This is a genomic window from Pyrodictium brockii (genome assembly GCF_055379715.1).
The window spans coordinates 862,784-888,010 of the sequence record NZ_AP042401.1 but is presented as its reverse complement, the minus strand read 5'-3'; the positions used below and the strand labels follow the sequence as shown (position 1 = coordinate 888,010).

The 25,227-nt window shown below is 54.0% G+C and carries 26 protein-coding genes; 16 read left to right on the top strand and 10 right to left on the bottom strand.

From position 1 onward, the window contains the following. Positions 1 to 51: 51 nt before the first annotated feature. On the bottom strand, positions 52 to 405 hold the full coding sequence (locus ACZ42Y_RS04835) for a hypothetical protein (RefSeq protein WP_464735182.1): 354 nt from the start codon (positions 403 to 405) through the stop codon (positions 52 to 54). Position 406: 1 nt separating this feature from the next. Continuing rightward, positions 407 to 625: a helix-turn-helix domain-containing protein gene (locus ACZ42Y_RS04830; protein ID WP_168371317.1), complete on the bottom strand. Its 219-nt coding sequence runs from the start codon at positions 623 to 625 to the stop codon at positions 407 to 409. A gap of 148 nt (positions 626 to 773) precedes the next feature. On the opposite strand from ACZ42Y_RS04830, the gene ACZ42Y_RS04825 reads away from it, so the two are divergent. Both ACZ42Y_RS04825 and hjc read left to right on the top strand, forming a co-directional pair. Beyond that, positions 774 to 2,333, top strand: coding sequence for a PINc/VapC family ATPase (locus tag ACZ42Y_RS04825; RefSeq protein WP_058371018.1), 1,560 nt, complete (start codon positions 774 to 776; stop codon positions 2,331 to 2,333). Positions 2,334 to 2,372: 39 nt separating this feature from the next. Continuing rightward, the gene (gene hjc, locus ACZ42Y_RS04820) at positions 2,373 to 2,831 is read left to right on the top strand and encodes a Holliday junction resolvase Hjc (RefSeq protein ID WP_058371019.1); all 459 of its coding nucleotides are present in this window, start codon (positions 2,373 to 2,375) and stop codon (positions 2,829 to 2,831) included. A 75-nt stretch (positions 2,832 to 2,906) separates the two neighbouring features. On the opposite strand, the gene ACZ42Y_RS04815 is transcribed toward hjc, so the two are convergent. From ACZ42Y_RS04815 to ACZ42Y_RS04800, 4 genes are all read right to left on the bottom strand, one after another. Beyond that, positions 2,907 to 3,398 (bottom strand): CARDB domain-containing protein, encoded by a 492-nt coding sequence (locus ACZ42Y_RS04815; protein WP_168371318.1) that lies wholly within the window; start codon positions 3,396 to 3,398, stop codon positions 2,907 to 2,909. Between the two features lie 637 nt (positions 3,399 to 4,035). Then, positions 4,036 to 5,571 (bottom strand): DEAD/DEAH box helicase, encoded by a 1,536-nt coding sequence (locus ACZ42Y_RS04810; RefSeq protein ID WP_070807836.1) that lies wholly within the window; start codon positions 5,569 to 5,571, stop codon positions 4,036 to 4,038. Positions 5,572 to 5,694: 123 nt separating this feature from the next. Then, positions 5,695 to 6,240, bottom strand: a complete 546-nt coding sequence (locus tag ACZ42Y_RS04805) for a hypothetical protein (protein ID WP_168371319.1) — start codon at positions 6,238 to 6,240, stop codon at positions 5,695 to 5,697. An 8-nt stretch (positions 6,241 to 6,248) separates the two neighbouring features. Further along, positions 6,249 to 6,929: a helix-turn-helix domain-containing protein gene (locus ACZ42Y_RS04800; RefSeq protein WP_058371023.1), complete on the bottom strand. Its 681-nt coding sequence runs from the start codon at positions 6,927 to 6,929 to the stop codon at positions 6,249 to 6,251. Between the two features lie 167 nt (positions 6,930 to 7,096). Between ACZ42Y_RS04800 and ACZ42Y_RS04795 the strand changes: the two genes are divergently transcribed. From ACZ42Y_RS04795 to ACZ42Y_RS04780, 4 genes are all read left to right on the top strand, one after another. Then, a complete protein-coding gene (locus ACZ42Y_RS04795) occupies positions 7,097 to 7,969 on the top strand; it encodes an Mrp/NBP35 family ATP-binding protein (protein WP_058371024.1) in 873 nt (290 codons plus the stop codon). 56 nt (positions 7,970 to 8,025) lie between these two features. Beyond that, the gene (locus ACZ42Y_RS04790; protein WP_464735181.1) at positions 8,026 to 8,436 is read left to right on the top strand and encodes an AbrB/MazE/SpoVT family DNA-binding domain-containing protein; all 411 of its coding nucleotides are present in this window, start codon (positions 8,026 to 8,028) and stop codon (positions 8,434 to 8,436) included. Positions 8,437 to 8,451: 15 nt separating this feature from the next. Next, positions 8,452 to 9,249 carry a DUF72 domain-containing protein gene (locus ACZ42Y_RS04785; RefSeq protein WP_058371026.1) on the top strand — a complete coding sequence of 266 codons (798 nt, stop codon included), beginning with the start codon at positions 8,452 to 8,454 and terminating at the stop codon, positions 9,247 to 9,249. A 175-nt stretch (positions 9,250 to 9,424) separates the two neighbouring features. Further along, positions 9,425 to 10,186 (top strand): DNA polymerase sliding clamp, encoded by a 762-nt coding sequence (locus tag ACZ42Y_RS04780; protein ID WP_464735180.1) that lies wholly within the window; start codon positions 9,425 to 9,427, stop codon positions 10,184 to 10,186. 32 nt (positions 10,187 to 10,218) lie between these two features. On the opposite strand, the gene ACZ42Y_RS04775 is transcribed toward ACZ42Y_RS04780, so the two are convergent. Continuing rightward, entirely contained in the window at positions 10,219 to 10,461 is a 243-nt protein-coding gene (locus ACZ42Y_RS04775) for a hypothetical protein (RefSeq protein WP_058371028.1), read from the bottom strand. A gap of 269 nt (positions 10,462 to 10,730) precedes the next feature. Here ACZ42Y_RS04775 and ACZ42Y_RS04770 point away from each other — a divergent pair, with 269 nt between their 5' ends. Next, positions 10,731 to 11,111, top strand: a complete 381-nt coding sequence (locus ACZ42Y_RS04770; RefSeq protein ID WP_464735179.1) for a hypothetical protein — start codon at positions 10,731 to 10,733, stop codon at positions 11,109 to 11,111. A gap of 16 nt (positions 11,112 to 11,127) precedes the next feature. Here the strand turns inward: ACZ42Y_RS04770 and ACZ42Y_RS04765 are convergent, their stop codons facing one another. Both ACZ42Y_RS04765 and ACZ42Y_RS04760 read right to left on the bottom strand, forming a co-directional pair. Continuing rightward, positions 11,128 to 11,361, bottom strand: coding sequence for an RNA polymerase subunit Rpo13 (locus tag ACZ42Y_RS04765; protein WP_464735178.1), 234 nt, complete (start codon positions 11,359 to 11,361; stop codon positions 11,128 to 11,130). A 104-nt stretch (positions 11,362 to 11,465) separates the two neighbouring features. Beyond that, complete coding sequence (locus ACZ42Y_RS04760; protein WP_464735177.1) at positions 11,466 to 13,310, bottom strand: ATP-binding protein; 1,845 nt, start codon at positions 13,308 to 13,310, stop codon at positions 11,466 to 11,468. Positions 13,311 to 13,403: 93 nt separating this feature from the next. Here ACZ42Y_RS04760 and ACZ42Y_RS04755 point away from each other — a divergent pair, with 93 nt between their 5' ends. The 7 genes from ACZ42Y_RS04755 to ACZ42Y_RS04725 all read left to right on the top strand — a co-directional run bounded on the left by ACZ42Y_RS04755 (position 13,404) and on the right by ACZ42Y_RS04725 (position 21,701). Further along, positions 13,404 to 16,265 (top strand): DEAD/DEAH box helicase, encoded by a 2,862-nt coding sequence (locus ACZ42Y_RS04755; protein WP_464735176.1) that lies wholly within the window; start codon positions 13,404 to 13,406, stop codon positions 16,263 to 16,265. Between the two features lie 59 nt (positions 16,266 to 16,324). After that, positions 16,325 to 16,600 carry a DNA import protein CedA1 gene (cedA1, locus tag ACZ42Y_RS04750; protein ID WP_058371033.1) on the top strand — a complete coding sequence of 92 codons (276 nt, stop codon included), beginning with the start codon at positions 16,325 to 16,327 and terminating at the stop codon, positions 16,598 to 16,600. A gap of 13 nt (positions 16,601 to 16,613) precedes the next feature. Further along, on the top strand, positions 16,614 to 18,071 hold the full coding sequence (locus ACZ42Y_RS04745) for a hypothetical protein (RefSeq protein ID WP_058371034.1): 1,458 nt from the start codon (positions 16,614 to 16,616) through the stop codon (positions 18,069 to 18,071). A gap of 171 nt (positions 18,072 to 18,242) precedes the next feature. After that, positions 18,243 to 19,706 carry an ATP-binding protein gene (locus ACZ42Y_RS04740; protein ID WP_464735175.1) on the top strand — a complete coding sequence of 488 codons (1,464 nt, stop codon included), beginning with the start codon at positions 18,243 to 18,245 and terminating at the stop codon, positions 19,704 to 19,706. Continuing rightward, on the top strand, positions 19,672 to 20,388 hold the full coding sequence (locus ACZ42Y_RS04735) for a 50S ribosomal protein L2 (RefSeq protein WP_058371036.1): 717 nt from the start codon (positions 19,672 to 19,674) through the stop codon (positions 20,386 to 20,388). The genes ACZ42Y_RS04740 and ACZ42Y_RS04735 overlap by 35 nt, the downstream gene beginning before the upstream one ends. Positions 20,389 to 20,467: 79 nt before the next feature. Beyond that, positions 20,468 to 20,902, top strand: coding sequence for a 30S ribosomal protein S19 (locus tag ACZ42Y_RS04730; RefSeq protein WP_058371428.1), 435 nt, complete (start codon positions 20,468 to 20,470; stop codon positions 20,900 to 20,902). Between the two features lie 109 nt (positions 20,903 to 21,011). Further along, positions 21,012 to 21,701, top strand: a complete 690-nt coding sequence (locus ACZ42Y_RS04725; RefSeq protein WP_464735174.1) for a class I SAM-dependent methyltransferase — start codon at positions 21,012 to 21,014, stop codon at positions 21,699 to 21,701. On the opposite strand, the gene ACZ42Y_RS04720 is transcribed toward ACZ42Y_RS04725, so the two are convergent. Further along, positions 21,617 to 22,069 carry a hypothetical protein gene (locus ACZ42Y_RS04720; protein ID WP_058371037.1) on the bottom strand — a complete coding sequence of 151 codons (453 nt, stop codon included), beginning with the start codon at positions 22,067 to 22,069 and terminating at the stop codon, positions 21,617 to 21,619. The genes ACZ42Y_RS04725 and ACZ42Y_RS04720 overlap by 85 nt on opposite strands. A gap of 166 nt (positions 22,070 to 22,235) precedes the next feature. On the opposite strand from ACZ42Y_RS04720, the gene ACZ42Y_RS04715 reads away from it, so the two are divergent. Both ACZ42Y_RS04715 and ACZ42Y_RS04710 read left to right on the top strand, forming a co-directional pair. Next, complete coding sequence (locus ACZ42Y_RS04715; RefSeq protein ID WP_083494538.1) at positions 22,236 to 23,252, top strand: AAA family ATPase; 1,017 nt, start codon at positions 22,236 to 22,238, stop codon at positions 23,250 to 23,252. Further along, positions 23,212 to 25,227, top strand: coding sequence for a VWA domain-containing protein (locus tag ACZ42Y_RS04710; protein WP_058371038.1), 2,016 nt, complete (start codon positions 23,212 to 23,214; stop codon positions 25,225 to 25,227). The genes ACZ42Y_RS04715 and ACZ42Y_RS04710 overlap by 41 nt, the downstream gene beginning before the upstream one ends.

Here is a 25,227-nt window from a genome sequence, read left to right as displayed (position 1 = left end):
GCCTCTAGTCTTGTCCTAATATGGGTATAGGCTGCGCTCCACCCTGTTACACTAGTTGCAGTAGTAAAACATATAGCTAAGGCTCTGGGGGTTTTGCAGCTCTCTAATGTTTTTAAGTACTATGTGTTTAGCTTCCTCGATATCAGGGTTTAGATCCTTTCCAAGAGGTAGGCGGGAGAGCAGGACCTGGAATGAGCCATCATCCAGCTGCACTAGGAGCTGTGGGAGCCAGGGCATGCCTAGATCATCGGTATCGCCGTGCTCTGTGAGCAGTAGGTAGTCCTCTATTCGTATCTCCTTTTCTAGGCCCGTCTCCTTGGCGACCTCCTCTAATAGCTGTACCCATAGCCGGTGTTGCGGGTGATGTTCTGCTGTCACCAGCACGAGCTTGACGGGCTTAGTCACCTTAACCGCTCACCTCGTAGCGGCTTGGAAGCTCAAGCTTATATGCTCTTCTGCTCCATCGTCTGGCCAGCCCACGCCTAGCCATCTCCGCCAGAATCCTGCCGGCGGTCCGTGTGGAGACTCCAAGTATGTAGGCCAGCTGGTCAACCGTTACATATATATAGCCTAGCGTTAGTAGTGTGGACGCAAGCCTGCTAACATCAATCCTCACGCGCGGCATCTCCTCCCCATTAGCGTCGGCGGTCCTGCGGCTACGCTTCTGGGAGGCAGCCGAAGCTAATGGCTACGCCTCCTCTCTGCTGAGAGAATTAGAGCTTTAGAGCCTCTCCAGGTGGTACTATGCATCATAGCGGGGGCTGCATGGGGCCGTGTACACTCTAGAGCATGTGCCAGTGTATGTGCCGGATACAAGCGTCATTGTGGAGGGCGTGGTCTCAAAACTCATTAGTGAGGGAAAAATAAGGGGCAAGATAATAATCCACAGAGCCGTCATAGCCGAGCTTGAGAGCCAGGCCAACAAGGGGAGGGCCACTGGCTACGCAGGCCTTGAGGAGATACGCAGGCTAAGAGAGCTAGCCGAGAAGGGCCTCATAGACCTCGAGCTGGCTGGCCAGAGGCCAAGCCTGCAGGAAATCAGAGGCGCTGGGATAGGCGCGATAGATGCCATCATAAGGGACTATGCCTATGAGGCGGGTGCAACTCTCATCACAGCCGACCGCATACAAGCGCTAGTAGCCGAGGCAATAGGAGTAAGTGTAATATACATACAGCCGCATGGGGAGGAGAAGCTACGCCTTGAAGAATTCTTCGACGAGAACACTATGAGCGTCCATCTCAAAGAGGGGAGTCCTCCCCGGGCAAAGAAGGGCACCCCCGGCAACTGGGTCCTCGTAGACCTGTCCGCTAAGCCGCTAAGCAGGGAGGACGTGGAAACCATAGCCCAGGAGACCGTTGAAGCCGCTAAACGCCGCCCGGACGGGTTCATAGAGATAGACCGGGAAGGCTCAACCATAATCCAGCTCGGCAGCTACAGGATAGTGATAACTAGGCCGCCACTAAGCGAGGGCTGGGAGATAACGGCAGTAAGGCCCGTGAAGAAGCTCCACATAGAGGACTACAACTTGCCGTCGAAGCTCCTGCGCCGGCTTGACGAAAGAGCGGAGGGCATACTAATAGCAGGGGCGCCGGGCATGGGCAAGACAACCTTCGCCCAAGCTCTTGCAGAGTACTATGCGCGTAAAGGCAAGGTGGTTAAGACAATAGAATCGCCACGCGACATGATACTGCCTCCGGACATAACGCAATACTCAAAGAACTGTGCTGACATAGGAGAGCTCCATGATATACTCCTCCTCAGCAGGCCCGACTACACGGTCTTCGACGAGCTCCGCGACGACCAGGACTTCCGCCTCTACATAGACCTACGCCTAGCAGGCATTGGGATGATTGGAGTAGTTCACGCTACCACGCCGATAGACGCGGTGCAGCGGTTCATCCGTAGAGTAGATATAGGCATGCTCCCAAGCATAATAGACACTGTGATATTCATAAACAAGGGACGCGTGGAAACCGTATACGAGCTCCGTATGACGGTGAAGCTGCCCACGGGGCTCCGGGAAGCAGAGCTTGCTAGACCGGTTGTAGAGGTTCGTGATGCTCTCACCGGCGAGTTAGCCTACGAGATCTACACATTCGGAGAGCAGACCGTAGTAGTGCCCGTGAAACAGGTATCATTTTCAGCGTTCGGAGAAAGGATAAAGAGGCTAATAGAGCGTATGCTTCCTGGAGCCGAGGTGGAGGTGAAGGACAACCTAGTAGTTGTTAACGTGCCGAGGGTTGCGGCTAAGGCACTCATGAAGAAGATGAAGAAGATAAAGAAGCTCGAGGACAAGTACGGGGTATCCATAAGGGTCAATATGACGGGCTAGCCGCCCCTCCATCCCTCAGAGGGAGCGGGCGGATACGCAATGAGCGATACTAGGCGGAGGAGGGGTTTTGAAGCTGAGCGGGAGCTTGTGAGGAAGCTCTGGGGCAGCGGCTTCGCTGTCGTGCGCGCACCCGCTAGCGGCGCCCGTGTGAGGAAAGCCGTGTACCCGGATATAGTGGCCATGTTTAAAGGCAAGATATTCGCGCTTGAGGTTAAATACCGCAGTGACAACTCCCCCATCTACATCGAGAAGGAGCAGATACAGAAACTCCTAGAGTTTGCTCGCAGGGCAGGAGCCACACCCTTGATAGCAGTTAAGAGGCCGCATCAGGGCTGGCGCCTAGTACCGCTAAGAGTGGCCAAGGAGACCTCCTCCGGGAGAATAAGGATAGACGAGGAAGTGCTCAAGAAGGCCATGAGCCTGGAAGAGTTCGTAACCTACGCTACGAATACTAGCCTGGAGAGCTTCATGAAGAGGGGCCAGGACTCAGCTGGGTAAGTTATCTTCATCCCCCACATGCTTATCCGTCCGGGAGTAACTCATCACGCACCTATGCCTAGCGGCCGGTGAGCCCTAGTCAGGCCTAAGCCTTATATCCCTGAACATAAGCTTGCCACGATGCCTCCATATCACACGCACTGTGTTCGTAGAGCCTGGCTTCAGCCTTAGATTGAGCGTCTTTGACTCGCCTGGCTTCAGCTCGCCCACCACAGCCCTGTCGACCACGTTTCCTACCGCGAATACTGTCACGACAAGATTCTCGGCCCTATCGTCGCCGGCATTGGACACTTCGAGCTTTAAAGCATCAGCGCTAACACTGTAGCTGGCTTCTATCCTAGGCTCCGGTGCTTCGATGCGGTACACGAGTATCGAAGACACTAGCAGCTCCCTGGGATAGTACTCGCCGGTGCCTTTATGCTCAAGCCTAAGTTGTACTGCATCGCCTATATCCAGGGCAAACTCGTTTGTACCAACGCTTTTGCTTATCGTTGAAGTACCCTCACCGGTGCTAACTACAAGGCTCGCACTCGTGTGTGGTATGTAAGCCACTATTCTAGCCTTCATACCGCTGAGCCGCCCCGGTAGGCTCAGCTCAATGACATCGCCGGGTTTGAGTGATATCGCACCGCTCCAGAAATGGTAAAACGAGCGGACTGTATCATAGGATCCCATGAGCAGTAGACCTACATGGTCTACCACAAACTCTCTTACACCCATATACTCGATGCCCACAGTGTGATCCTTGCGTCGCTTCGAGTTGACTATGGGTGTGACATCGAACACCAGCTTACAGAAAAAGCCATCCCCCATTCTGGCACATATACTCGGCTTAAACTCTCTCGTAACTACAACACCGTTAAATAGCACCTTCCACCGGGGTATCTCCATGGTAGCGCTCCTTGCCCCAACCTCGAGCAGCGCCTTGTCCACAGTGGCGGATCTTATGCCATGCTCGAATGTTGTCGAGTAGGTAGTTGGGTGCCCGGAACCCCCTAACGTGACCTCGGGCAAGCTATTCTCATACACTAGATCCATGTTACCCTGGCCGCTAACGTATAGTTGCAGACCTCCATCACTCATAGAGTAGTCCCTCCTTCCAGCATTCTGGTGATAACGTTCCACTTTTAGTACATTACGTGCCTCCATGGATCAAGAGCCTGGCAGGCCGGGCAAGGCTGGAACTACGACATGCTACTAGCGGTCAGAGGGAGCGTAGCAGCTTTCTTAGAGTAGCCTCCTCTTGAGTGCCTCGTATTGCTATATAGTAGAGTTTTGCAGATTTGCCGGGTTTCGGCCTGAGCAGTCTTCCAAGCCTCTGTATAAACTGTCTTCTTGAGGCAGTGCCGGAGAGCACCACGCCTACATTAGCATCAGGTATATCTATACCCTCATCCCCTACAGTTGTGAGTACAAGCGCTTTTAACCTATTATGCTTAAATAGCTCGAATATGATTTTCCTCTTGCTTTTCTCCGTCTTTCCAGTCACCACGGGGATTCCAAGCTCTTTTCCAACAGCCTGGGCCTGGTCAACATACTGCGTAAATACTATTATCTTCGAGCCTCTCATGTACTCAGCCTCTATAATGCTCCGAGCCTTCTCAAGCTTGGACTTTGACAGTGCTAGTATACGCCTAATCCGAGCCAATAGCTGCAGAGCTTTACGGGCCGACTCGTCGCCCATCGACGCAGCCTTTACGAGTTCCTCTACCCTCCTACCCCTAGCTAGTACTAGGTAGTCCTTACGGAGCCTCTTGTACTCCTCCAGCTCCTTCCGGCTAAGATCCACAAGCACGGGAATTATTTCGAATGATGCTATGTACCCAGCAGACATGAGGTCCTCGATAGAACGTTCATAGACTACTCCGCCTACGAGCCGGAAAAGCTCCTCATGTTTACCATCCTCCCGGTATGGTGTAGCCGATAAACCAAGCCTATAGGGTGCAAGCACGGATTCTGCAATAGCCCTAAACTTATCAGCAGGCAGGTGGTGAGCCTCATCAACTACGAGGAGAGAGAACTTATCAAATAGCAAGCCGATGTTACGGAAGGCGGACTGATAAGTAGCGATAGTAACAGGCTTCACGCTCTTCTCGTCAGAGTAGAAGGCACCGACAGACGATTTGGAGAGGGAGGTGAACTTTTCTATCTTATCCATCCACTCCACGAGCTGCTCACGGGTGTAAACTACTATGAGTGTAGGCACAGAGAGCCTGGCCATGGCCGCCAGCGCTACCACCGTTTTGCCGGCTCCAGTGGGCAACGCGATAACTCCACGATACCCGTTACGTATCCAAGTATCTACTGCCTCCTCCTGGTAGTCACGCAGTTTTCCCCTGAACGAGATAGGGTAGCTGCCTGTCCCGAGAAGCCCTGTACGGTCATGTATACTGAAGCCTTCATGCCGTAGCCTCTCAATTACATCAAGCAGCGCGTAAGGCTTCACTACGAATCCTCTAAGAGCCCTAGAGTATCTGACGACCCCTTTATCCCTAAATACGGCAAGATAATCTGTTAGGAGGCGTTTTGATCGTAGAAGGAATCCCTTGGGGGATGCATATATCTCAACTATGCTTGACTCTTCAAGGAGCTTTTCAAGAACGCTGCGCGAGTCTTTGTCAAGCTCCGCGCCATAGGACTTCAAGGTGTCAATAATATCTGTTAGTTTGTCAACATTACTTATGTCCGTTGTTAGCTCGAACCAGCTACAGCCATCACGTCTGCCTAGATAGGATGCCATGCTGGCTATTCGGCGGAAATCTTCTCTATCAAGCCATCGGCATATTCGGAACCGCAGATACAAACTACCACCGCATCGCTACCGCAGGTATAGCGGCCCGGAAGCCGTCATTGCCGATACTCGCTATGCAGCATTACGGCTCGGTAATACAGTAAATGCCTTATCCCGCAGCTCGCTGAATGAGGACACACACATATAGCCTATGCTTCCGGCATGCACGTCCCTCGCGACGCTCCTCTCAATAATCTTTGAAGGCTCGGAATCATTCTCGACTATTGCAATGAATATCTTGCTATCTCTATCAACGTATAATATGTCAGTAATGCTAGCCCTCTCCTCAAGTAGATCTATGGCCCGGCTTGGCGGTCTAGCGGCAATGAGCAACCCCTCTAGAATTATCCTCGGCGGCCCGTCTTCGCTGAGAGGCTCTAGCGGCATTAGAACTCGGAATACGCAGCCAACTAGTATGTCGGAGCCCTCGAGTCTCCCAAGGGTATATGCGATAACATATTTACAGTCATTTAGCTCTGCAAATGCGCCTATGTAAAGACCTCTATGTTTCTTCAGTATGGCGCAGAAAGAGGCTCCCTGCGTGGGTTCCACATCATCTCTCTTCTTCTCAGTGTTTAAAACCTCGGTCATCGCCGCCTCTTCGGTAGTACCGCACACAGGCATAACTACCCTACTATAAGTCCGCACAAGGCACCGCTATTCGCTTCACCCCCTCTACATATGGGCGAAGCTACATACACTTGCCCGAAGAGATCAAGGAGTCTCTCCCTTACATAGGGCATGTACCTTGCGGGAAGAGTTAGAGGCTGGATGAAGAGTACACTTAATCGACGTAGCCTGCCGACGCCCTCTATATTAAGACATAGAGTGAGTGAACTAATGTACTGGCCTATGGTCACGCATGTTGTAGCTCCGGGAGGCGCAAGGGGAGGGATGAACCCTATCATAAGGGGGATCGCTAGCTTCTGTGACACACGGAGCCCTATTACGGATGACAAATCGTTCACTACCAGGACGCGATCAAATATTTGCCCCGCTTCACGTACACGCTCCGTGAGCATAAACGCGAGGATCTCGAGAACTTCCATGTCCCCGACTATGTCGTCTATAGCTTCCGACGAGATTATTCTAGCTAGGTACCTCTTCACGTTAGTATCGCCCGTGAACAACTTGATTATTAGCTCCGCATGCTTCATACTAGGCAGGGTGTGGCCACGCAAATACCTGCTTATCATAGATGGTGGTATTGAGAGCTTGCTGCTCAGCTCCCTGTAGGTGTAGAAGCGGTGCAGAAACCGGAGCATGCTTATAGATATGGTTCTCCTCGCCAACTCGTCAATCCTCATAGTGTTAGCCCTCCCCAGATAATGTTGCCAGTCAGTGCCATGGCAGCATGTGTTGTACGTCGCCTGGCAGTGGAGGTGTGAAGCGAGTATGCTAAATATTAACGTTCCTCGGGAGTATGTAGAAATACTAGGCCACACTCACAAGCACTTATGGAGAGGGGGCTGCGGTGTCCTCCCAGGCAAGGATTCCTCCAGAGGTCAAAGCGCGTATAGAGGCTTTCAAGAAGATACGCGAGCAGGAGAAGAAAGTAGAAGAGAATATGAAAAAGATAAAGTACAAGATAGCAGTATTGAGCGGTAAGGGTGGCGTCGGGAAGTCCTTTATCACAGCGAGTCTCGCATTCGCTATGAGCTATCTAGGGCGCAAGGTAGGTGTTCTAGATGCTGATATATACGGGCCGTCAATACCCAAGATGATGGGTGTGCAGGGCCAGTCGGTTATGGCTACATCGGATGGAAGAATTATACCAGTTACAGCCCCTCTAGGCGTCAAGGTAATCTCCATAGGCCTGCTCCTACCGGAGGAGGATGTGCCCGTTATCTGGCGCGGCCCGCTCTCAACCTCGGCCATCCGGGAGATGCTAGCCTATACTGACTGGAGTGAGCTCGACTACCTCTTCATAGACCTGCCTCCGGGCACTGGGGACGAGCAGCTCACTATAGCTCAGTTGATAAAGGATCTTACCGGCACGATAATAGTCACCATACCCTCTGACGTGTCTAGGGTTGTCGTAGCGAAGGCTGTTAATTTCGCACGTAAGCTGAACGTCCCAATAGTAGGCATTATAGAGAATATGAGCTACTTCGAGTGTCCTGATGGATCTAAACACTACATATTTGGAGAGGGCGTGGCTAAGAAGATAGCGGAGAAGTATGGAATAAGATTCCTAGGCGAGGTACCTATAGACCCTCGCATATCCCGTGCCAATGACGCGGGGGAGCCTTTCTTCGTAAAGTACCCGGACAGCAAGGCTTCTAAGGTTATACTGGAGCTGGCTAAGACCATAGCAGAGATCGTAGAACAGGGAACCGGTGGGTAGATGGTTGGCAAGACTTATATTTCAATATATTTCTGCATGTCGAACGGTGGACTTAGGTGCGACTTGCCGAGATAGTAAAGGTTGATAGCAAGGGCAGGGTCACAATCCCCCTAGTGGTGCGCGAGGCCCTCAATATAGTCGAGGGTATGAATCTAATCCTAATCGCCGACCCAGACAAGCGTGAGATTGTCCTAACCCCGCTGCCCAGTGCGGAGAGCAGGCTCTATGAGCTACGCATAGAGTTCAAAGATGTACCAGGGGCTCTGGCGAGAGCCTCGGAGAAACTAGCCGAGTTAGGAGTTGACCAGGTTACTACGCAGTGCACCACAGTCAAGCGGGGAGAGTATGCAGAGTGCATAATAATTATAGATCTCTCCCACAGTGATAAGAACATAGAAACTGTAAAGAAGGAGCTATCCTCGCTCGAGGAAGTCCGTTTTATACAGGCCAGACCTCTCCAGCGCTAGGTCCCCGGGGCCCCCATGGCGCCTGCCGCGGTTTTTGTTGGATGCTGCGGCTTCCCATTCTCTAGGAAGAAGTACTACGAGTTGTTCTCCACGGTTGAGCTGCAGCAGACCTTCTACGATCTCCCCGAGAGGAGCCTTGCCGAGAAATGGCGTAGAGAGGCGCCCAGCTCCTTCATATTTAACATGAAGGCGTGGCAGGTCATAACGCACCCCCCTACAAGCCCCACATGGAGACGCATGAGGAGGCGTCCTCAGGGCAGGCTGGAGAACTATGGCTACCTGAGACCTACCCCTGAGAACCTTGAAGCGTGGCGTAAGAGCGTGGAGATCGCGGAGACGCTGCGGGCAAGGGTTATGGTCCTGCAGACTCCCCCGAGCTTCGGTTACAGCGGCGAGAACGAGCGTAACGCTAGGGAATTCTTCTCCAGAGCGTTGGAGGCAGTCGGGGACGCCATGCTTGTAGGCTGGGAGCCTAGAGGTAGTTGGCTCGAGAACTATGATGCTATAAAGGATATAGTTTGTGGCAGGCCCGGCCTCATACATGTTGTTGACATTCTTAGAAGGCCGCCGGTTGTATGTGAGGGACAAGAGCTACTATATTTCCGTCTTCATGGCCTCGGGGGGAGGGAGGTGAACTACCGGTACAAGTATAGAGATGAGGACCTGGCCAGGCTTGCATCCATCCTGGCCAGCATATTAGAGGAGTATGACAGTGTAAGGGAAGTCTATGTTATGTTTAACAATATCTATATGGGGGAGGATGCCCAGAGGTTTAGGGAGATAGCCGCGGGCATGGGACTCCGGGTAATCTAGTCCAGCTACCTACCTGGTACCCTGGGGCCACTCAGCCGGTGGTATGCTCTTCACAGCCCGCGCGCTCCAGGCGGGTAGAGCTGCATCACAGCGGCCCCAGGGTACTAAGGTGCCCGGAAAATAGTGAAAGCCTGCCCATCCCTACAAACCTATTCCCGGGGTAGGGTGGTCTACGTTGACCTTCAGGGCGGTCTATCCTGCAGCTACGAAGTTTAAGTACATAGTCCAGTCGATAGTTAAGGTTATGGATGAGATACCCTTCACAGCGACCCATGAAGGGCTCGATGTGAGAACGCTGACCCCTGACAAGACTACAATGATTGTAATGAGACTCCCAGTAACGACGTTCGAGGAGTACGAGCTCACGGAGGATAAGAAGACGTTTATAGTACCCTCTGACGAGCTTAACCGTATAGCCAAGAGGGGTACCCGTAACGATCTTGTAGAGCTTAAGCTCGACGAGGAGCATCGCCGTCTCGAAGTGAACTTCATAGATAAGAAGACGGGTGTTGTGAGAAGCTTCTACGTGCCGCTGAGGGAGGGTGTTGTCGAGGAGCTGAGCGAGCCCCAGGTAGAGCTTACAGTCACTGCCAGAATGGTTGCCGACGACTTCAAAAACATTATAAATGATGCCAAGGTGGTGAGCGATGAAGTGGAGTTCAGCAGCTACGAGGATAGAATGGAGGTTTATGCAGAGTCCGCTCAGAAACGCTATCATGGTGTATTCCGTGTAGGCGAGCCCCTCATCAGCCTAGAGGTTGAGGGCAGCACTCCCGTGAAGGCTAAGTACTCTATAGACTTGCTGAAGGCCAGTGTAAAGGCGACATCTGCTGCAGACACCGTGACCATCCAGTACGGGGAAGCTCTCCCTATGAGGATAAGCTTCGATCTACCCAGCGGCGGGCTGCTGATATACTGGGTGTCACCGAGAATATAGCTAGGTATGGCTGCATTCTAAAATGTAAAATGCTAGGGCGACTCAAGCCTTTTCAACAACTCTTCTAGCGCCTTCTTGGCCTCAGTCCTCTCCTCCTGCCTCCTTCTCGCGTAGAGCCTGCGCAGCTTTGGAAACCATACAGGCTTCGGGCAGATACTGCGCTCGGGACAGGCTAGGCAGCAGTAGGGGCAGACATTCCGCTCACTGTGAAGCCAGCACTGCTTCACTGGGTAGTGGCGCCCGCATATACTGCAGCGCTCCCAGAATATGCTCAATACTTCAAGCACCCGGTACGGTGTATGCCCCCGCGCCCCAAGCTATAAATGCCATGAGGCCCCGGGTTGACTAGATAGGGTTTATCCCGGGTGTCTCCCCGCTGTACTGGCGACGGCTGACCGATGAGTAGCCAGTAATCGCGGCGGGGCACAGCTCTCGGGGCTCTGCCGCCCCGTGGTGTAGGCTGGCACGAGGGATGATGCCGTAGCCGCCTTGTGCGGTATAAGAGTTATTTGCGCGTTAACTCTGGGCTAGCTGGGATGCCTCCATGCAGCGCGTAGTGGTAGAGGTCGATATGGCTAAGTACAAGATGGTGGATCTTCCAGGCGATGAAGCTCTAAAACTTCTAGAAAAGATTGGTGAGCTTAGAGGTGGGCTTACGCCGGATATGCAGGAGGTTATAAGGTATATTAGGAATTTCGACGAGTTCTACACGTATATGCGCAAGAAGTTCAAGGACTATATTGCGCCGCCGCACAAGCCGGAAGACTATATCAGGGGTGCCGTAGTTGTGGACAAGATCAAGCTCTATAAGGAGGACGAGGAGAAACGGGTTGTGATAGTGTTTGATAGGAGAGTAGACGTTGACATCATTGCCGACGCGCTACGGGCGCTGGGCTACAAGGTCGAAATAAAGAAGGCGTTTTAGCTTGCAGGCCCGGAGGTTATGCAGGCTGTTTCCTTCTACGTCTCCTACCCAGGGTAGGCACTTTCACCGCACTAAGCATGCTAGTGGCTTCGGCCTTCCCGACCTCCCCCTTTACATACTTCTCAAGTATCTCTGTGCGCTTAACCATGGCCTCGAGGAGAGCTGCGTTAATATCGATATTCTCCTCCTCAACTTCTTCCTCACTCCCGCGGGCCTTCTCGCTGACTTCCTCGAATACCTCCTCCGACATTGCCGCCCTCACCCTAGCGTACCCGCCATCCTCTGGGTTTCCGGCAATAAACTCTTACCTAAACCTCTTCAATAACCTCTTCAATCACAACTCCCGGATAGTGATCACCGAGCAATATTTACTAGCAGTGGCGCGTCTAACCCTACATCGCCTACAACCACGTAGCCTTTCGGCAGCCTCGCTATTGTGTAAGCGAGCGCCTCTGAGGAGTCGTCGGCAGAGTTCTTCGAGATGGCCTCTGCCGCGAATTTTGCCTCTGCAGGATCTGTATGCCTAAGGCATATCACTGTACCCATGTTGGCCGCCACTGTCTTATCTATCTCGCTCGCTCTCTGGGTTACAAGAACCAGCATTACCCCATACTTCCTAAGCTCAGCAGCTATGAGGGCTACTACGTTACGTTTTCTCGTCTTGCGCGCGAAGAGGTGTGCCTCGTCTATAAGGAGTATGTAGCGCAGCTTGTCCGAGGGGCCTAGCCTCTTAACCATGTAGTACAGTTTGTAAAGTAAGGTGTCCGTGTATAGTATCATTTGCTCCCTCGTAGCCAGCCGGGATAGGTCAAAGACTATGGCTGCTGTCCTGCTGCCAGGCAGGGGGAACGGCACGCTCCCTCCGAATGCCGTGGCTAGGGACGACAGGTACATAGCTACTATGCCGGCCCTGGGCTCCTTCTTGGCCATACCCTCTAGTATCTTCACTACGTCGGTAATTGTTGGCAGCTTCCTGTTCCACGTTGAGGGATCGTCCTCCCTTATCCCGGCATTCTCGTAGGCGAGCAGGATGGCTTCTTCGAGTATTCTAGACTGTATCGGGCCCAGCTGGTAGAGCTCTGCCATGAGTTCTACAAGCTCTAGTGCCCTCTCTCGGGGGCTTTGCCCTGTGAAGTCAAGGGGGTTGGGTGCCTCCTTGGAGGCGTCTACTATCCTCACACCGGGTACCCCGCCGAGCATTGTGGAGTATTCTCCATGGGGGTCTATGACCAGCAGTATTGGGCTCTTGGCTTCCTCCAGTATTGATCTGGCTAGCCGGATTGCTGTGGACGACTTGCCCGCCCCTGTCGTTCCTGTTATCAGCACGTGAGGGTTCTCTCGTGTTGTGGCTGTGGCCAGGCGGTAGTCCACCCTCGGGTAGCTCGGCGCCCACCAGGCGCCTGTTATCGGCTGCGTCTGTGTTATAGTGTAGCGTATGGTGGGGGCGTAAACCATCACGGCTTCAAGGACGCCTAACCGGTAGCCGGTGCGCTCGGCGAGCCTTAGTGTAGTGGGTAGTGCTTCGACGGGGAGTACTGATATCATTGCCACTAGCAGCAGTGGTTGTGGCAAGGCGAGCGCGGCGACGAGCACCGGGAGGAGGAGGCCGGCCGTTAACGTGTCTAACGAGGATACAAGGGACACTGGTACCGCGAGGACCGCTGATGAGAGAAGCAGTGCCTGGTAGAGGCTCTGCCCGATGTAGTTTACCGGGTTCACCATCTCCTCTACAGGGAAGGCCAGCAGGGATGAAGTTATCAGTATGATGGCTGCATTTCTGCGTGCCATGCAGAGACCGTATTTCAGCAGACTCGGCTTAATAGCTTGTAGGAGGTTCCTTGCCGCCACATCTATGTATGGCCTTGAGCGTATCAGCGATACAAGTCTCGCTATGAATACAGCTCCCGAGGCTACTAGAGCCAAGAGTAGGGGTATGTCTGAAGCAAAGCCTCTCCAGAGAGCCTCGATGCCGCCGTGGGGTGCGCCGGCCTGGCTCGTCCCGGGTTTTGAAAGGCTTAATGCGAGCGAGTAGATGCTTATAGCCGCGTTGTGCAGCAGCGCGATTACCGCTATGGCGAGGGATCTTGAGAGGAGTGCAGCTACTACAGCTATGAGCGTCATCGATGATGTATAGCCTGTAGAGCCTCCCCAGGTGCTGAACAGCGTGGAGACCAGCGAAAGTAATACTAGCGCTAGCACCCATGAACGGACTCTGGCGGTGGCGTCCAAGCCCCTGGCCCCCTGGTGGTGGCCCGGAGCACTGGCTGCGGCCTAAGGGTGAAATAGTATACTATGACCAGGCGTAGTGATGGAAGAATCCGGGGCGCCTTCCGGCTGCTGCACCCCGTTCTCCAGAAGGTGCTAGCCCGCTATGGGTACATAAGGCTGACCGAGATTCAGGAGAAGGTGATACCGGAGGTTCTGCGCGGCAACCATGTGCTAGCGATAGCCCCCACGGGTAGCGGGAAGACTGAGGCAGTCCTCTTCCCGGTTTTCTCGAGCCTTATAGGTGCCCGGCCTGGCAGCGTGTACGCTGTCTACATAACCCCCTTGCGCAGCCTTAACCGCGACATATTCAAGCGCATGAAGTCTATAGCGGCAGCTATCGGGCTCGAGCTAGAGGTACGTCACGGCGACAGCACGGCTAGCGAGAAGAAGAGGTTCCTCGAGAACCCTCCGCACATAATGGTTACCACTCCGGAGTCCTTCTACTTCCTCCTGAGTGTCGATCGATTCCGCCAGAGTATAAGGGGGCTCAAATACATAATAGTTGACGAAGCACATGAGCTTGTCTCGGATAAGCGTGGTGCAGAGCTATCCCTGGCCATAGAGAGAGTGGCTAGACTCTACGCTAGGTCAAGGCTTCAGATAATAGGTCTCTCCGCTACTGTCAGCGACCCCTTCACCGTTGCAAGGCTTCTCGCGGGCGATAGGTATGTACGCATCGTAGAGGCCGGCGGCGCTAAGCGATACCATGTAACGGTTACGGCACCGCCGGCCTCTACGAGTGGTGATCCACAGAGAGAGCTTGCCTCAAGGATAGCGATAATAAAGAGGATAATAGAGGAGACTGGAGGCAATGTTCTGGTGTTCACAAACACGCGAGACACTGCCGAGGTACTGGGTGCCCTGCTCAAGCAGGCTCTCGGCGAGAATGCAGTAGAGGTTCATCACGGTAGTCTAAGCCGTGAGAGGAGGGTTGATGCTGAGCGGAGGCTCCGAAGCGGTGAAGTGAAGGCTGTTGTGGCCACGTCAAGCCTCGAGCTGGGTATAGATGTTGGCGCGGTAAGCAGGGTTATCCAGTACATGTCTCCGAGGCAGGTTGTGAAGCTTGTTCAGCGCGTAGGCAGGGCGGGGCACCGAGTGTCGGATGTGTCTAGGGGCGTTATAGTAGCTGCGGGCAATGTGTTTGACGTGCTTGAGTCTGCGGTTATAGCTGCAAGAGCTATGAGAGGTAATTTGGAGAAGTTTTGTTACCCAAGGAAACCCTATGACGTCCTTGTGCATCAGATTGCGGGGATGCTCGTAGAGCTGGGCGAGACAAGCATAAACACCATATATAATGTTGTGTCCGCTAGCGGCTATTATAGGGAGCTCAGCCTTGACGAGCTCCGTCAAGTGTTAAGCTACATGGAGGCTGCAGGTCTCGCAAGGGTTAGAGGGCGTAGGGTCAGACTCGGCCCCGCCACGAAGAGCTACTACTTCACGGTCACAATGATACCGGATACCAAACAGTACAATGTATGCGAGGTGGGCACTGGCAGGAAGATCGGTGTGCTCGACGAAGAGTTTGTAGCAACCCTAGAGCCTGGCTCGAAGTTCGTCCTGGGCGGGCAGACCTGGGAGGTGGTAAATGTAGAGGAGGCTGGAGTAAGGGTTAGGCAGACGAAGGAGGAAAGGCTGATCCCGCCTGCATGGGAGGGCGACCTAATCCCGGTAGAGTATAGCGTCGCACGTGAGATAGGTAGCGTGCTACGGCGCTATGAGAGGCTGGGAAGCAGTGTACTAGGCCTATACCCGCTTGACCCTAATGCTAGGCGTCTTGTCGACGAAACGCTGTCTAGGCACATTTCGAGAGGGCTGCCGCTGCCGAGCGACAGGAGGGTGGTAATAGAGCATTATGGAGACACCTTCATAATCTATAGTATGCTTGGGAGCAGGGGGAACAAGGCACTGGAGTACGTTATATCAGCCTATATATCGGAGATTAAGGGCTACTCCCCAGTAACTGCAAGCACACCCTACATTGTCGCAGTCCGGCTTGCATCCCGCGAGCACGCCGGCTTTATGGAGAAGGTGCTTCGTAGCATAGCCAGCCTGCCCCGGGACGAGGTGGAGAAGCTCCTGCATAAGGCGGTTCTGGGCAGCAGGCTATTCCAGTGGATTGTGCTGCACGTTGCTGTGAGAAGCGGTGCCGTGCGGAGAAGTAGGGACATAGACATCAAGCGGGTTAAGTCGGTTATACAGAAGCTCAGGGACACCCTGCTAGGTATAGAGGCGTATCGTGAAATAGAGACACGGAAAATAGACTCCAGGATACTCTTAAAGTTTCTCGAGGATCTTAGAAGGGGCCGGATAGAGCTAGCCGTAGTGAGCCTTAGGACGCCTTCTCCTCTCGCAGAGCATGCTTTAGCCGAGGCCAGGCTTGGAGACCGTGTAGTATCGAATAGCATGCCCTCAACAGTGCTTGTCGAAGCCGTTAAGCGTAGGATAGAGTCAAAGGAGATCCTGCTACTCTGCCTAATGTGCGGTAATGTTTGGAGAGGGCAGCTAAAGCACCTGGAGAATGAGGTGAAATGTCCTCGCTGTGCCGCCCGCCTTGTATACCCAGCCCTCTCCCAGGACCGCATAAACATGGCTAGGAGGCTTCTTGAAAAGAGGAGGAGAGGATCTCGCCTCTCCCCCCAGGAGAAGAAGGCGTTGAACGAGGTCATGGAGTCTGCCAATCTAGTACTTAGCTATGGCAAAAAGGCGGTGGAAGCGCTTGTGTCAACGGGTATAGGGGCCCAGACTGCTAGACGGGTGCTCCAGAAGCTAGTGTTTGGCGAGGATGCATTCTACCGTGCCATAGTAGAGGCGGAGGCGAACTATCACCGGTATAAGCATCGGCTCGAGAAAGGCTCGAGAAAAGGCAGGGCTAGCGGCGCCATGTAATACTTGCGGCCGCCCCCGGCTCAATACGCTTCCTAAAGGCGGGGCATGTGTAGGGGCGCATGAACAACATAGTGGAGTTTATCAACACACTTACAATAAAAGTGATAAGTATAGCATGGGGCCTCTTTCTGCTGACATGGAGCATAGGCTGGCTCCTCAGGGGAGCGCCGATACCCCTCCTAAGAGTCAAGAGGGTAGGTCAAGACTTCGTGGAGGACGCTGTTTGGGCGGCCTTCTGGCTAGCCCTGGGTTCCTCAATATTCGCCCTCGTATCCCACATAGTGAGCTCTATCGCGTCACCTCCCCCAGTACCCTTCAACGCCACCGCCGGCTAAGAGGGACCCTCCTTTGATACTGACGGGCTACTTCCTCCTAATAACAGCCCAGCTCGCAGTACTGACATACTATCTGGGAGTACTGTTGTACATGTTACCCATACCAGTGCGGGGGGTCAAGCGCTGGGCTCCAACGCTGATACAGGACAGCCTCTGGGCAAGCATATTGATGACACTATACTCGGCACTGCTCAGCTTCTCCGACAGCCTTGCCAGGCTTAGCGGCCACACCCTAAGCGAGATAATAGCATATATGGAGTTAACGCTCGAGAAATTCATACTAATGAACTATGCATTGCAGCTGCTTGTCGGTGTAGCCTCAATAGCCCATAGCCTCGTAGGCAGAATCTTTAGCATAATCACATTTCCCTTCTCACTAGTGATCCAGGGCATAGTAACGACTGCAGCGACGGTAGTTGTGCTAGCAAGCATAATCTCAGCGGCTAAGGCTAAGCTCACAGCTCTCGCAATAGCACTAATATCTATACCATTCCGTATAGGTAGGAACGCTGGCGCCTCGCTCCTATCATTTATCCTTGTAAGCAACATAATGCTCCCATTCCTACCTCAATGGATCAACTTGATATCTAGCAGTGTTGGCTCTGAGCAAACACTAGTGAGATCCAAGGCAGTGGAAGTCCTGCTAAACAATACAGAGCCGGTACATGTGTGGGGGGAGGTAAAAGACGCCTATAACTACCGTCCACCTGTAGGCTTAGTCAAGTTTATAAACAGCAATGGCGCAGTGTTCCAGTTCATAATCCATGTAGACGGCTGCTACTATGTCACCAAGCCGCTCAAGATGCTGCCCAGTGGAAGCTACAGAGTAGAGGTAGAGTACCTATCTGTGCTTCTCAACTCTAGCAAAGCTATCGTGAATCTTCCACGAGACGCTAGGCTGACCTACGAGCTGGACGAGGCAAAGTACCGCATGGATATAACCGTTGAGAGGGATGCAGTATTCATCGAACCCATAGGCCTTATGATAGTCAAGGGATGCAATATAGAAAATGTGTACCAGTCCCTTAAGATGCTAAAGCTTAAGTGCACACCGCTATCTGGCAACGTTAGGATCGACATATACTCCTTAGGCGCGAACGATGTCAAGCTGCAACCTAATACTCTAAACGGCGTCTACAACTACTATGTAAACATAAGCGAGAAGCCTTGGAGGGGCGTAAGAGTCTACGTAAAGACGATAACTCTAGAAATGGCTAATGCCTCAACAGCCCTCTCGCTAGAATTCTATAAGAATATCGACTATCATGAGCTTTACCAGCTGAATGATCTCGAGCTCTCGGAAGGCATGATTTATCCTGAGCGCTCGCTGGAAGATATTGCGATTGATATAATAGTTAATGGGATAACTTTCCCTCTTGCGGTTTTCTCCTACCTAACAGTTATGTCGATGGTGTCTTTGAGCCTTGCGAGGGTGATCGGTGCCTCGTATCCTCGTGTGATATTTGACTAATACCGTGCTGGTGGTGAATAAATTGAAGTTGGCGGTAACGTTTAGAAGATCCTTGTACATAGCTCTCGGCATCTCCCTTTATGGAGCCATGTATGGTATGCTATCAAAAAATATGTATCTATTTGTAATATCGGTAATAAATATAGTTATATTTATGCTTATAAGAAGTAGTTGGTGATAGCTATGATAATTAGCAGAATTATATCTAGTATCACTAATCATATATCTAAACTACGTAGGAGCAGGAGTTGGGCCAGCGGGATAGCGAGGGTGGGAGGGTTATGCGTAACAAACATCGGCTCTGGTATCAGTGGCGTTGTTGCTGAAGTTAAGGGTGACGAGCTCTGTTTTAAAAAGCTCTTCAGCGACAGGCTCAGCCTTATTGATAGCAGGATATGCGGCATCTTCATACTATATAGGCGTGTTAGGAGCAGCTACGCAGCTAGGCTGCTTGAATCTAAAATACTAACTTATGAGGTAGAATTGGAAAGGAATCCCGAAAATATGCGTGCACGGGTGAAACTGGATACGCTACGAGAAATCTATAGGACGATAGTAGAGCGCGATGAGCCTGTTGAGCCCTCCCTCCATATAATGGTTTGCGGGGGGCCAGAAACCATAGTTGACGTCTACCGCGGTGTCGCAGACTCCCTAGCGCTGTTAGGGTGTAAGCTCCGCCCTAAATGTGTTAGCGTAAATTTTTTGAAAAGTTTCAATAAGAGGGTTATACAGCCTCGCGGCCTCATTCTGGGCAAGTTCTGGGAGCTAGTGGATTACTTAGACTCTATGACACGGTATGTTGAGTCAGCGTTTGTGCCTATAGGCTATGACATCCTCCTGGGACGTATTGTAGGCATCCCGCTCTGGGATGACACTGGGGCGAGGCATACAGTTGTTGTAGGGCCTACCGGAAGGGGCAAGACGAGTCTTGCAGCACTGGTAGCTGTGCTCTCTTCTCTGCTGCATAACGCTACAGTGGTGGCGGTGGATCCCAAGGGTGATCTATGGAGCCTGTTATCCTGGAGCGGCCTAGCCGTCCATGTGGAGGTTGAGAGTAGCAGAGATGCAGCCTATCTTGCTTCTAGGATTCTTCGCGCCCTCGGCGAGAGCGTAGGAGGTATTGTGGTTGTGGACATACGGTACCTAAGTGAGGGGGAGAAATACCTGCATCTCGAAACAGCTTTGTCAGACGCCTTCTCGCTACTGCAAGGCGTTGGTAGAAGATCGCTCCTCATAGTCGACGAGTTCTGGCGGGTTAAGGAGAGCTATGTGGTCAGGAAGATCGTGAGGGAGGGGAGGAGCAGCGGTATTAGCCTCATGCTGGTCTCCCAGCAGCCGGAGGATTTCGGCCCCGATGTATGGAGTAACTCAAGCAACTCGGTGGTGTTCGGCTCTCACGACGAAACATATCTCGAGAGCATTAAGAGGCTTAGCGGGATGGCCTCTCAGGATGTCTCCTTTATCCGCCGTCTAGGGGTTGGAGAGGCGCTTGTGCAGTATCATGGCTCGCGGAGGGCTCTCCCGGTGAGAGTCCTCCAGGCACCGATAACAGTTAAGAATCCGGGTGTAGGCGGGACGGGCAGCTGGGGTAGGGTACGTTATGGGCAAGCGGCTGATAGTGCAGCGCAGAGGTAGGGGGTCGCCGCTATATCGTAGCAGGCCCTGGCTCCATCCGGCTCCAGCCAGGTATCCGCCACTCGTGCCGGTGACGCTCCGCGGTCGTGTAGTGGAGCTAGTGCATGATCCTGGCCGCTGGGTTCCTCTAGCTCATGTGGTTCTTGAGAATGGCGAGGAGTTCTGGATACCCGCTGCTGAGGGCATGTATGTGGGCCAGATAATAGAGGTGGGCCCGGATGCCAAGCCCTCCAACGGCAACATCCTCCCTATTGGCAAGATACCGGAGGGCACTCAAGTATACAATATAGAGGTAAGGCCTGGTGATGGCGGGAAGCTGGCCCGCTCCTCCGGCGCTTACGGCATCGTCCTCGGGCGTAGCGGTAATAAGACGATAGTCCAGCTGCCAAGCGGCAAGGTTAAGGAGATCCCTAATGACGCCAGGGCTACTGTAGGCATAGCTGCTGGGGGCGGCCGCCCCGAGAAGCCGCTGCTCAAGGCTGGTGCAGCCTACTACAAGTGGAGCGCGAAGCCGCACGTATGGCCACGCGTACGCGGCGTGGCAATGAACGCTGTGGACCATCCCCATGGCGGCGGTAGCCACCAGAGCCCAAGCTTCCCAACCACCGTATCGAGGAACGCTCCTCCAGGCAGGAAGGTTGGCCACATAGCTGCACGCTCCACGGGCCGCAGGAAGGGGTAGCGTTAAACCCCCTGCACGCGGCCCTGAAGCCGGCCTGGGGTGGGTATGAGTGCAGGCTAGGCCGCAGCTCGACGAAGAGATGAAAAAGTGGCTTGAAACGCTCCCGCCCGAGTGGCTTAAGTTCCGTTACCGCGGCTACACCTTAGAGCAGCTCCTCTCGATGCCTATGGATACTTTCATAAAGCTGCTCCCCGCGAGGCAGAGGAGGAGCCTCCTACGAGGCCTTACCGACGCCCAGCGCAGGCTCCTATGGAAGATACGGCGGGCCCGCCAGAAGATCTTGCAAGGCAAGAAGGTCGTGGTCAAGACGCACGTGAGGGATATGATAATACTGCCCGAGATGGTCGGCATGACCATAGCCGTCTACAACGGGAAGGAGTTCATCCCCGTGCGCATAACACCCGAGATGATAGGCCATTATCTCGGCGAGTTCAGCCCCACCTGCCGCCAGGTGCAGCACGGCGAGCCGGGTCTAAAAGCTACGAGGAGCAGCCTCCACGTAGCCCTCAAGTAGCTCCTGGCGCCGTTTTCCCTACCCAGCAGACTTTCCCCTCCCTCCTCCCACGGTACTCCCGGCAGTCCCTGCATCCTACTCTCCGAGGCAAACAACTGGCGACAACGAGGTGCTGCAGCTTTTGGCATCCAAGAAGCCTATAAAGGCAGTGATGCGGGAGAGGTACAACGTAACCAGCTCTGGCTACGACGAGCTTTATAGGAATGAGCAGTACGAGAAGTACAGGCTCGCTATGCGCCTCCTAGAGCCCCGGGGAAAGGTTCTCGACGACGGCTGTGGCACAGCCCTCCTCCTAGAATACCTATACACTACCGGCATGCTGGGAGGACTCCTCTACTACATTTGTCTAGACCTATCTCCCGGGATGCTTCGGGTCGCTAGAAGGCGCATAGCGAGCCTGAACCTGGGCCACCTGGTTGAGTGCATTGAAGCTGACGCGGAGAACATACCCCTACGCAGCAAGAGCATAGACTACACTTTCTCGTTCACTGTGGTAGATCTAGTCGAGGATAAAGCGAGAGCGTTGAAGGAAATGGACAGGGTGACTAAACTCTATACTATAGTGACCAGTTTGAAGAAGGCCCACCAGTTTGCCAGGAAGATTCCGAAATACGGGCTCTACGCGGGAGAGACCTCGAAGGACTATGTCTTCATACGTAAGAGCAGCCAGGGGCTCTGCCGGTTGATCCCTCATCACGGCTCTAGATGGTCAGCCTATCGGGCCCTCTTCACAGCCCCTCGGCAGTCTCCAAGCCTTACATCCAGATACTTCTTAACGGCGCTCTTGACCATATCGTAGACCTTGGGGGAGAACTCCACGCGTATACGCCTTCCATCGCGCAGCAGCACCTCCAGAAGGCCCGGCGCCAGCGTGGCTTCACGCGGCCTTGGACGCGGCTTTAGAAGCTTATACCCCACGATATCACAGTAGCTTATAACAACCTCCTCACCGCCCCGGAGCCTCTCCCTCCTCTTACGGAGGGAGTATATAAATAGGTCGACACGCCTCTGCAGCCCCGTCCTGGGCCTTATACTTTCCCAATGCTCGCCGAGATAGATCAGCCTTAACGCGTCCCTGTCAAACACCATGTCGTAGTGAAGCACGTCGGGGCCGCGGCGCACCCAGACGCTATATATAACGTTTGGCTCCCTACTCCCTCCGGTCAAAGCACGGCCCCGTAGGGAGGGGCTGACCCCTAATTCTCCTCATAAAGCCTCGCAGCCCATCTATGTAGGACTCCCGTAAGCACCTATAAGACTAGAGCCAGCATCTCCATCGATAGGGAGCTTCAGGGAGCCCTCCCGGGGGACGCTTAGAGAAGGGTACACAGGTATGAGCGGCCCGGAGACCAGTGGCTGGGATAACCAGGAAGCTGAAGCTACGGCCATAAGAGAGGTCCTACACGAGGCAGGTGAACAGGTAAGCGAGAGCATTGAGGAGAAGGTTGCGAGCATATACGCTGATGTCGTGGAGAAGCATAAGAGGAAGCCAGTGCGCGACGTAGACAAGATGACCGAGATACTCAAGAAAGAGTACAGACTACTCGTTGACAAGAAAACCGTGACGCTAACAGTGGCGGCCTTTCTCGCCGGCAGACCCGTGCTCTTCGAGGGGCCCCCAGGCACGGGTAAGACAGAGATAGGCGAGGCAATACTCTCCCTATGGGCTGGGAAGCCTGCACTAGTGATACCATGCAGCGAGAACTACGACGAGTACCGCGTCATAGGCGACTTCCACCCATTAATGGCGCTGCGCTACGGCTTCAACGAGAAGAGCTTCATACCCCGGCCGCTGCTCGCCGCAATGATACTCGACACGGGGGTCCTCGTAGACGAGATAAGGAGGAGCAATGAGGAGTTCCAGAACTTGCTGTTAGACGTTATAGATAAGCGTCGTATAATAGTCCCAGAGCTGCGCCGCGTCTTCCGCGCCAAGGGAGAGGGCTTCCAGGTAATCTTCACCAGTAATCCCGAGGACTATGCGCAGGGAGAGCTAAGCGACGCCTTCCTAAGAAGAGTGGTGCGCATACCCTTCAACTACCCCCCACCGGAGCTCGAGGCTAAAATAGTAAGGCTAAGGTATGACGCCGATGCTGAACTCGACTCCGGGCTACTGAAGTCGATGATAGAGGTGGTTAACCTGCTGCGGCAGAAGGCAGCCTATAAGCCCGGGCCAGCCGACACCGTGCTCTGGGCCCGCATAGCCGGCAGGCTGGCAGCCCTCCGGGGCAGGAGGCAGGCAGCTGTAAGAGACGTTGTCGAAGCGGCCACCATAGTCCTCTACAAGAGGGTTAACGAGGAGGAGATAGTTGACGAGGTCCTCGAGAAGGTATTCGGGCTGCGGCCCTAGGGACGGGCTCCAGGATCCCCGCGAGCTAGCGCTACGTGTAGCAGTCGAGGCGAGGAGAAAGGGACTACGCATATCTACAGCCGAGATCGTGGAGGCCTCGAGGCTCCTAGCCCTCTACACCGCGGTAGCCGGCTTCAAGCCTCAGTCCCCGGAGGAGATAGCCTTCGTACTAGCCTCCGTCTATGCTAAGCGGGCGGGCGAGGAGAGGATAGTGAGAGAGGCTGTGGAGGAGCTGTTCGGCCGCCGCCAGGCCGGGAACCCTGCAAGGAGGATAGAGGAGGAGATAGAGAGGGACCTCCAGAGCCTGGGCCTCTACTATGGCGCCAAGCTGCGCCGTAGGGACTACGCGTCCAGCAGCCGGGCCCGAAGCGCCTATGCCAGGCTCCGCCTCCTGGGCATAATACGTAAAGGCCGCAAGGGAGAGTATGTAGTCAGCAGCAGCCAGGCCCGCCGCATGATCGATAGCCTCGCGCGGCGCTACGGGGGCTACCGGGAGGCAGTGAGGGACGCCATAAAACAAGGCATTAAACGCAACGGCAGCCTCATAGCTACAATGGGTGTTGATGTACTCAACTATATAGATCTTCGCGATTTCAGCGTAGATGAGCTGGTGAAGCTATACCGCTACGCGGGCAGAGACAAACAGCTTAGGCGCATCGTGTCCAGGCTAATAGCAGACAAGGTAGGCCGGGGAGAGCACTATACGAGCGCTGAAAGCGTCTACGAGATACTCCGTAGAGAAGGAGTACTGAGCCAGCACCACCTGCGAAATATACTCGAGCGAAACCCCCGCCTTGCCGAAAAGGCTGCCAGGGACTTCGGGAGAGAGGCGCTTCTCGACATAGCAGCAGAGATGGCTAGGCACGACCGGGAGGGGGCGGTAGAGGTAGCCCTACGCGCGCTGGGCGCCCGCTCCTCCAGGCGGGGTGCACTGTCCGAGATCCTCGAGAGAAACGAGCCAGGACTTCTCAGCAGCATAGGCGAAGCCCCCGACGAGGTGCTGGATACCCTTAACACCGTGGCTACCGCGAAGAGCTACCTTCTGAAAGGCCTCTCCGACCCAACGGGCGCAGCTCTCGAGTATGCCGAGTACGAGCTTGGCAGGGCGGTGGCGAGATGGGAGGAGATAAGGAAGAATTACCATGGAAGAATAGTGGACATCATAGAATCGGAGATGCTCCAGCTCCGCCAGCTGCTGGAGGCGGCCAGGCGTGGAGACGCGTACACCATCCTAAAAGGCATGGTCAGGCATATGGACGCCTTTGGGGCGTTGAAGCTTCTCCACGAAGTGTACAGTAGCACGGGAGACGGGAGGCTGAGAAACTACGCACTAATGCTCATGAAGAAGCTCTGGAGAGAGGCCCGAGCCCGCTACGGGCTAAGGCCATCTCGGAGGACGAGGTTCAGCCCCGTGCAGGGCAGACTCCACGTACGCAGGACGCTCGCAAACCTGGTGAGGCTGAACCCCAGCCCCCTGGTGCGCAGGGCCAAGTATGCTCTGAGGCAGTATGTGGTAGTGGTGGACAAAAGCGGTAGTATGAAGCCCTACGCGGTCTATGCGGTGCTTGTAGCGTCCTCCCTGGCGGCAAGTATAAGGCGGCTAGTGGTATTCGACGAGAACGTAACGGTCTACAATAATCTTAGCCGCTTATACCCGCTGCGCGTGGTCGACCTGATATTCTCAACAAAGTTCTCCGGCTACACCGACATAGTGTCGGCTCTACAGCAGGCAGCAGCCGGCCTGAACCCCGGTCACCTGGTGCTTGTAAGCGATCTCCGGCAGACAGTGGCGGCCTCTGCACGCGTAGAAGAGGTTCTTGAGGGCCTCTGGCGCCGCGGCTGGTGGATCACAATAGTACTCCCGCCGCGGTACGACGTGGAAGTGGCGCAGCGTATACAGAGCTATGCCCGCCTACACGTGGTGCGCTCGGCAGAGGATGTGGCTAGGGTTATGATGAGAATAGTCCGCGCTTAG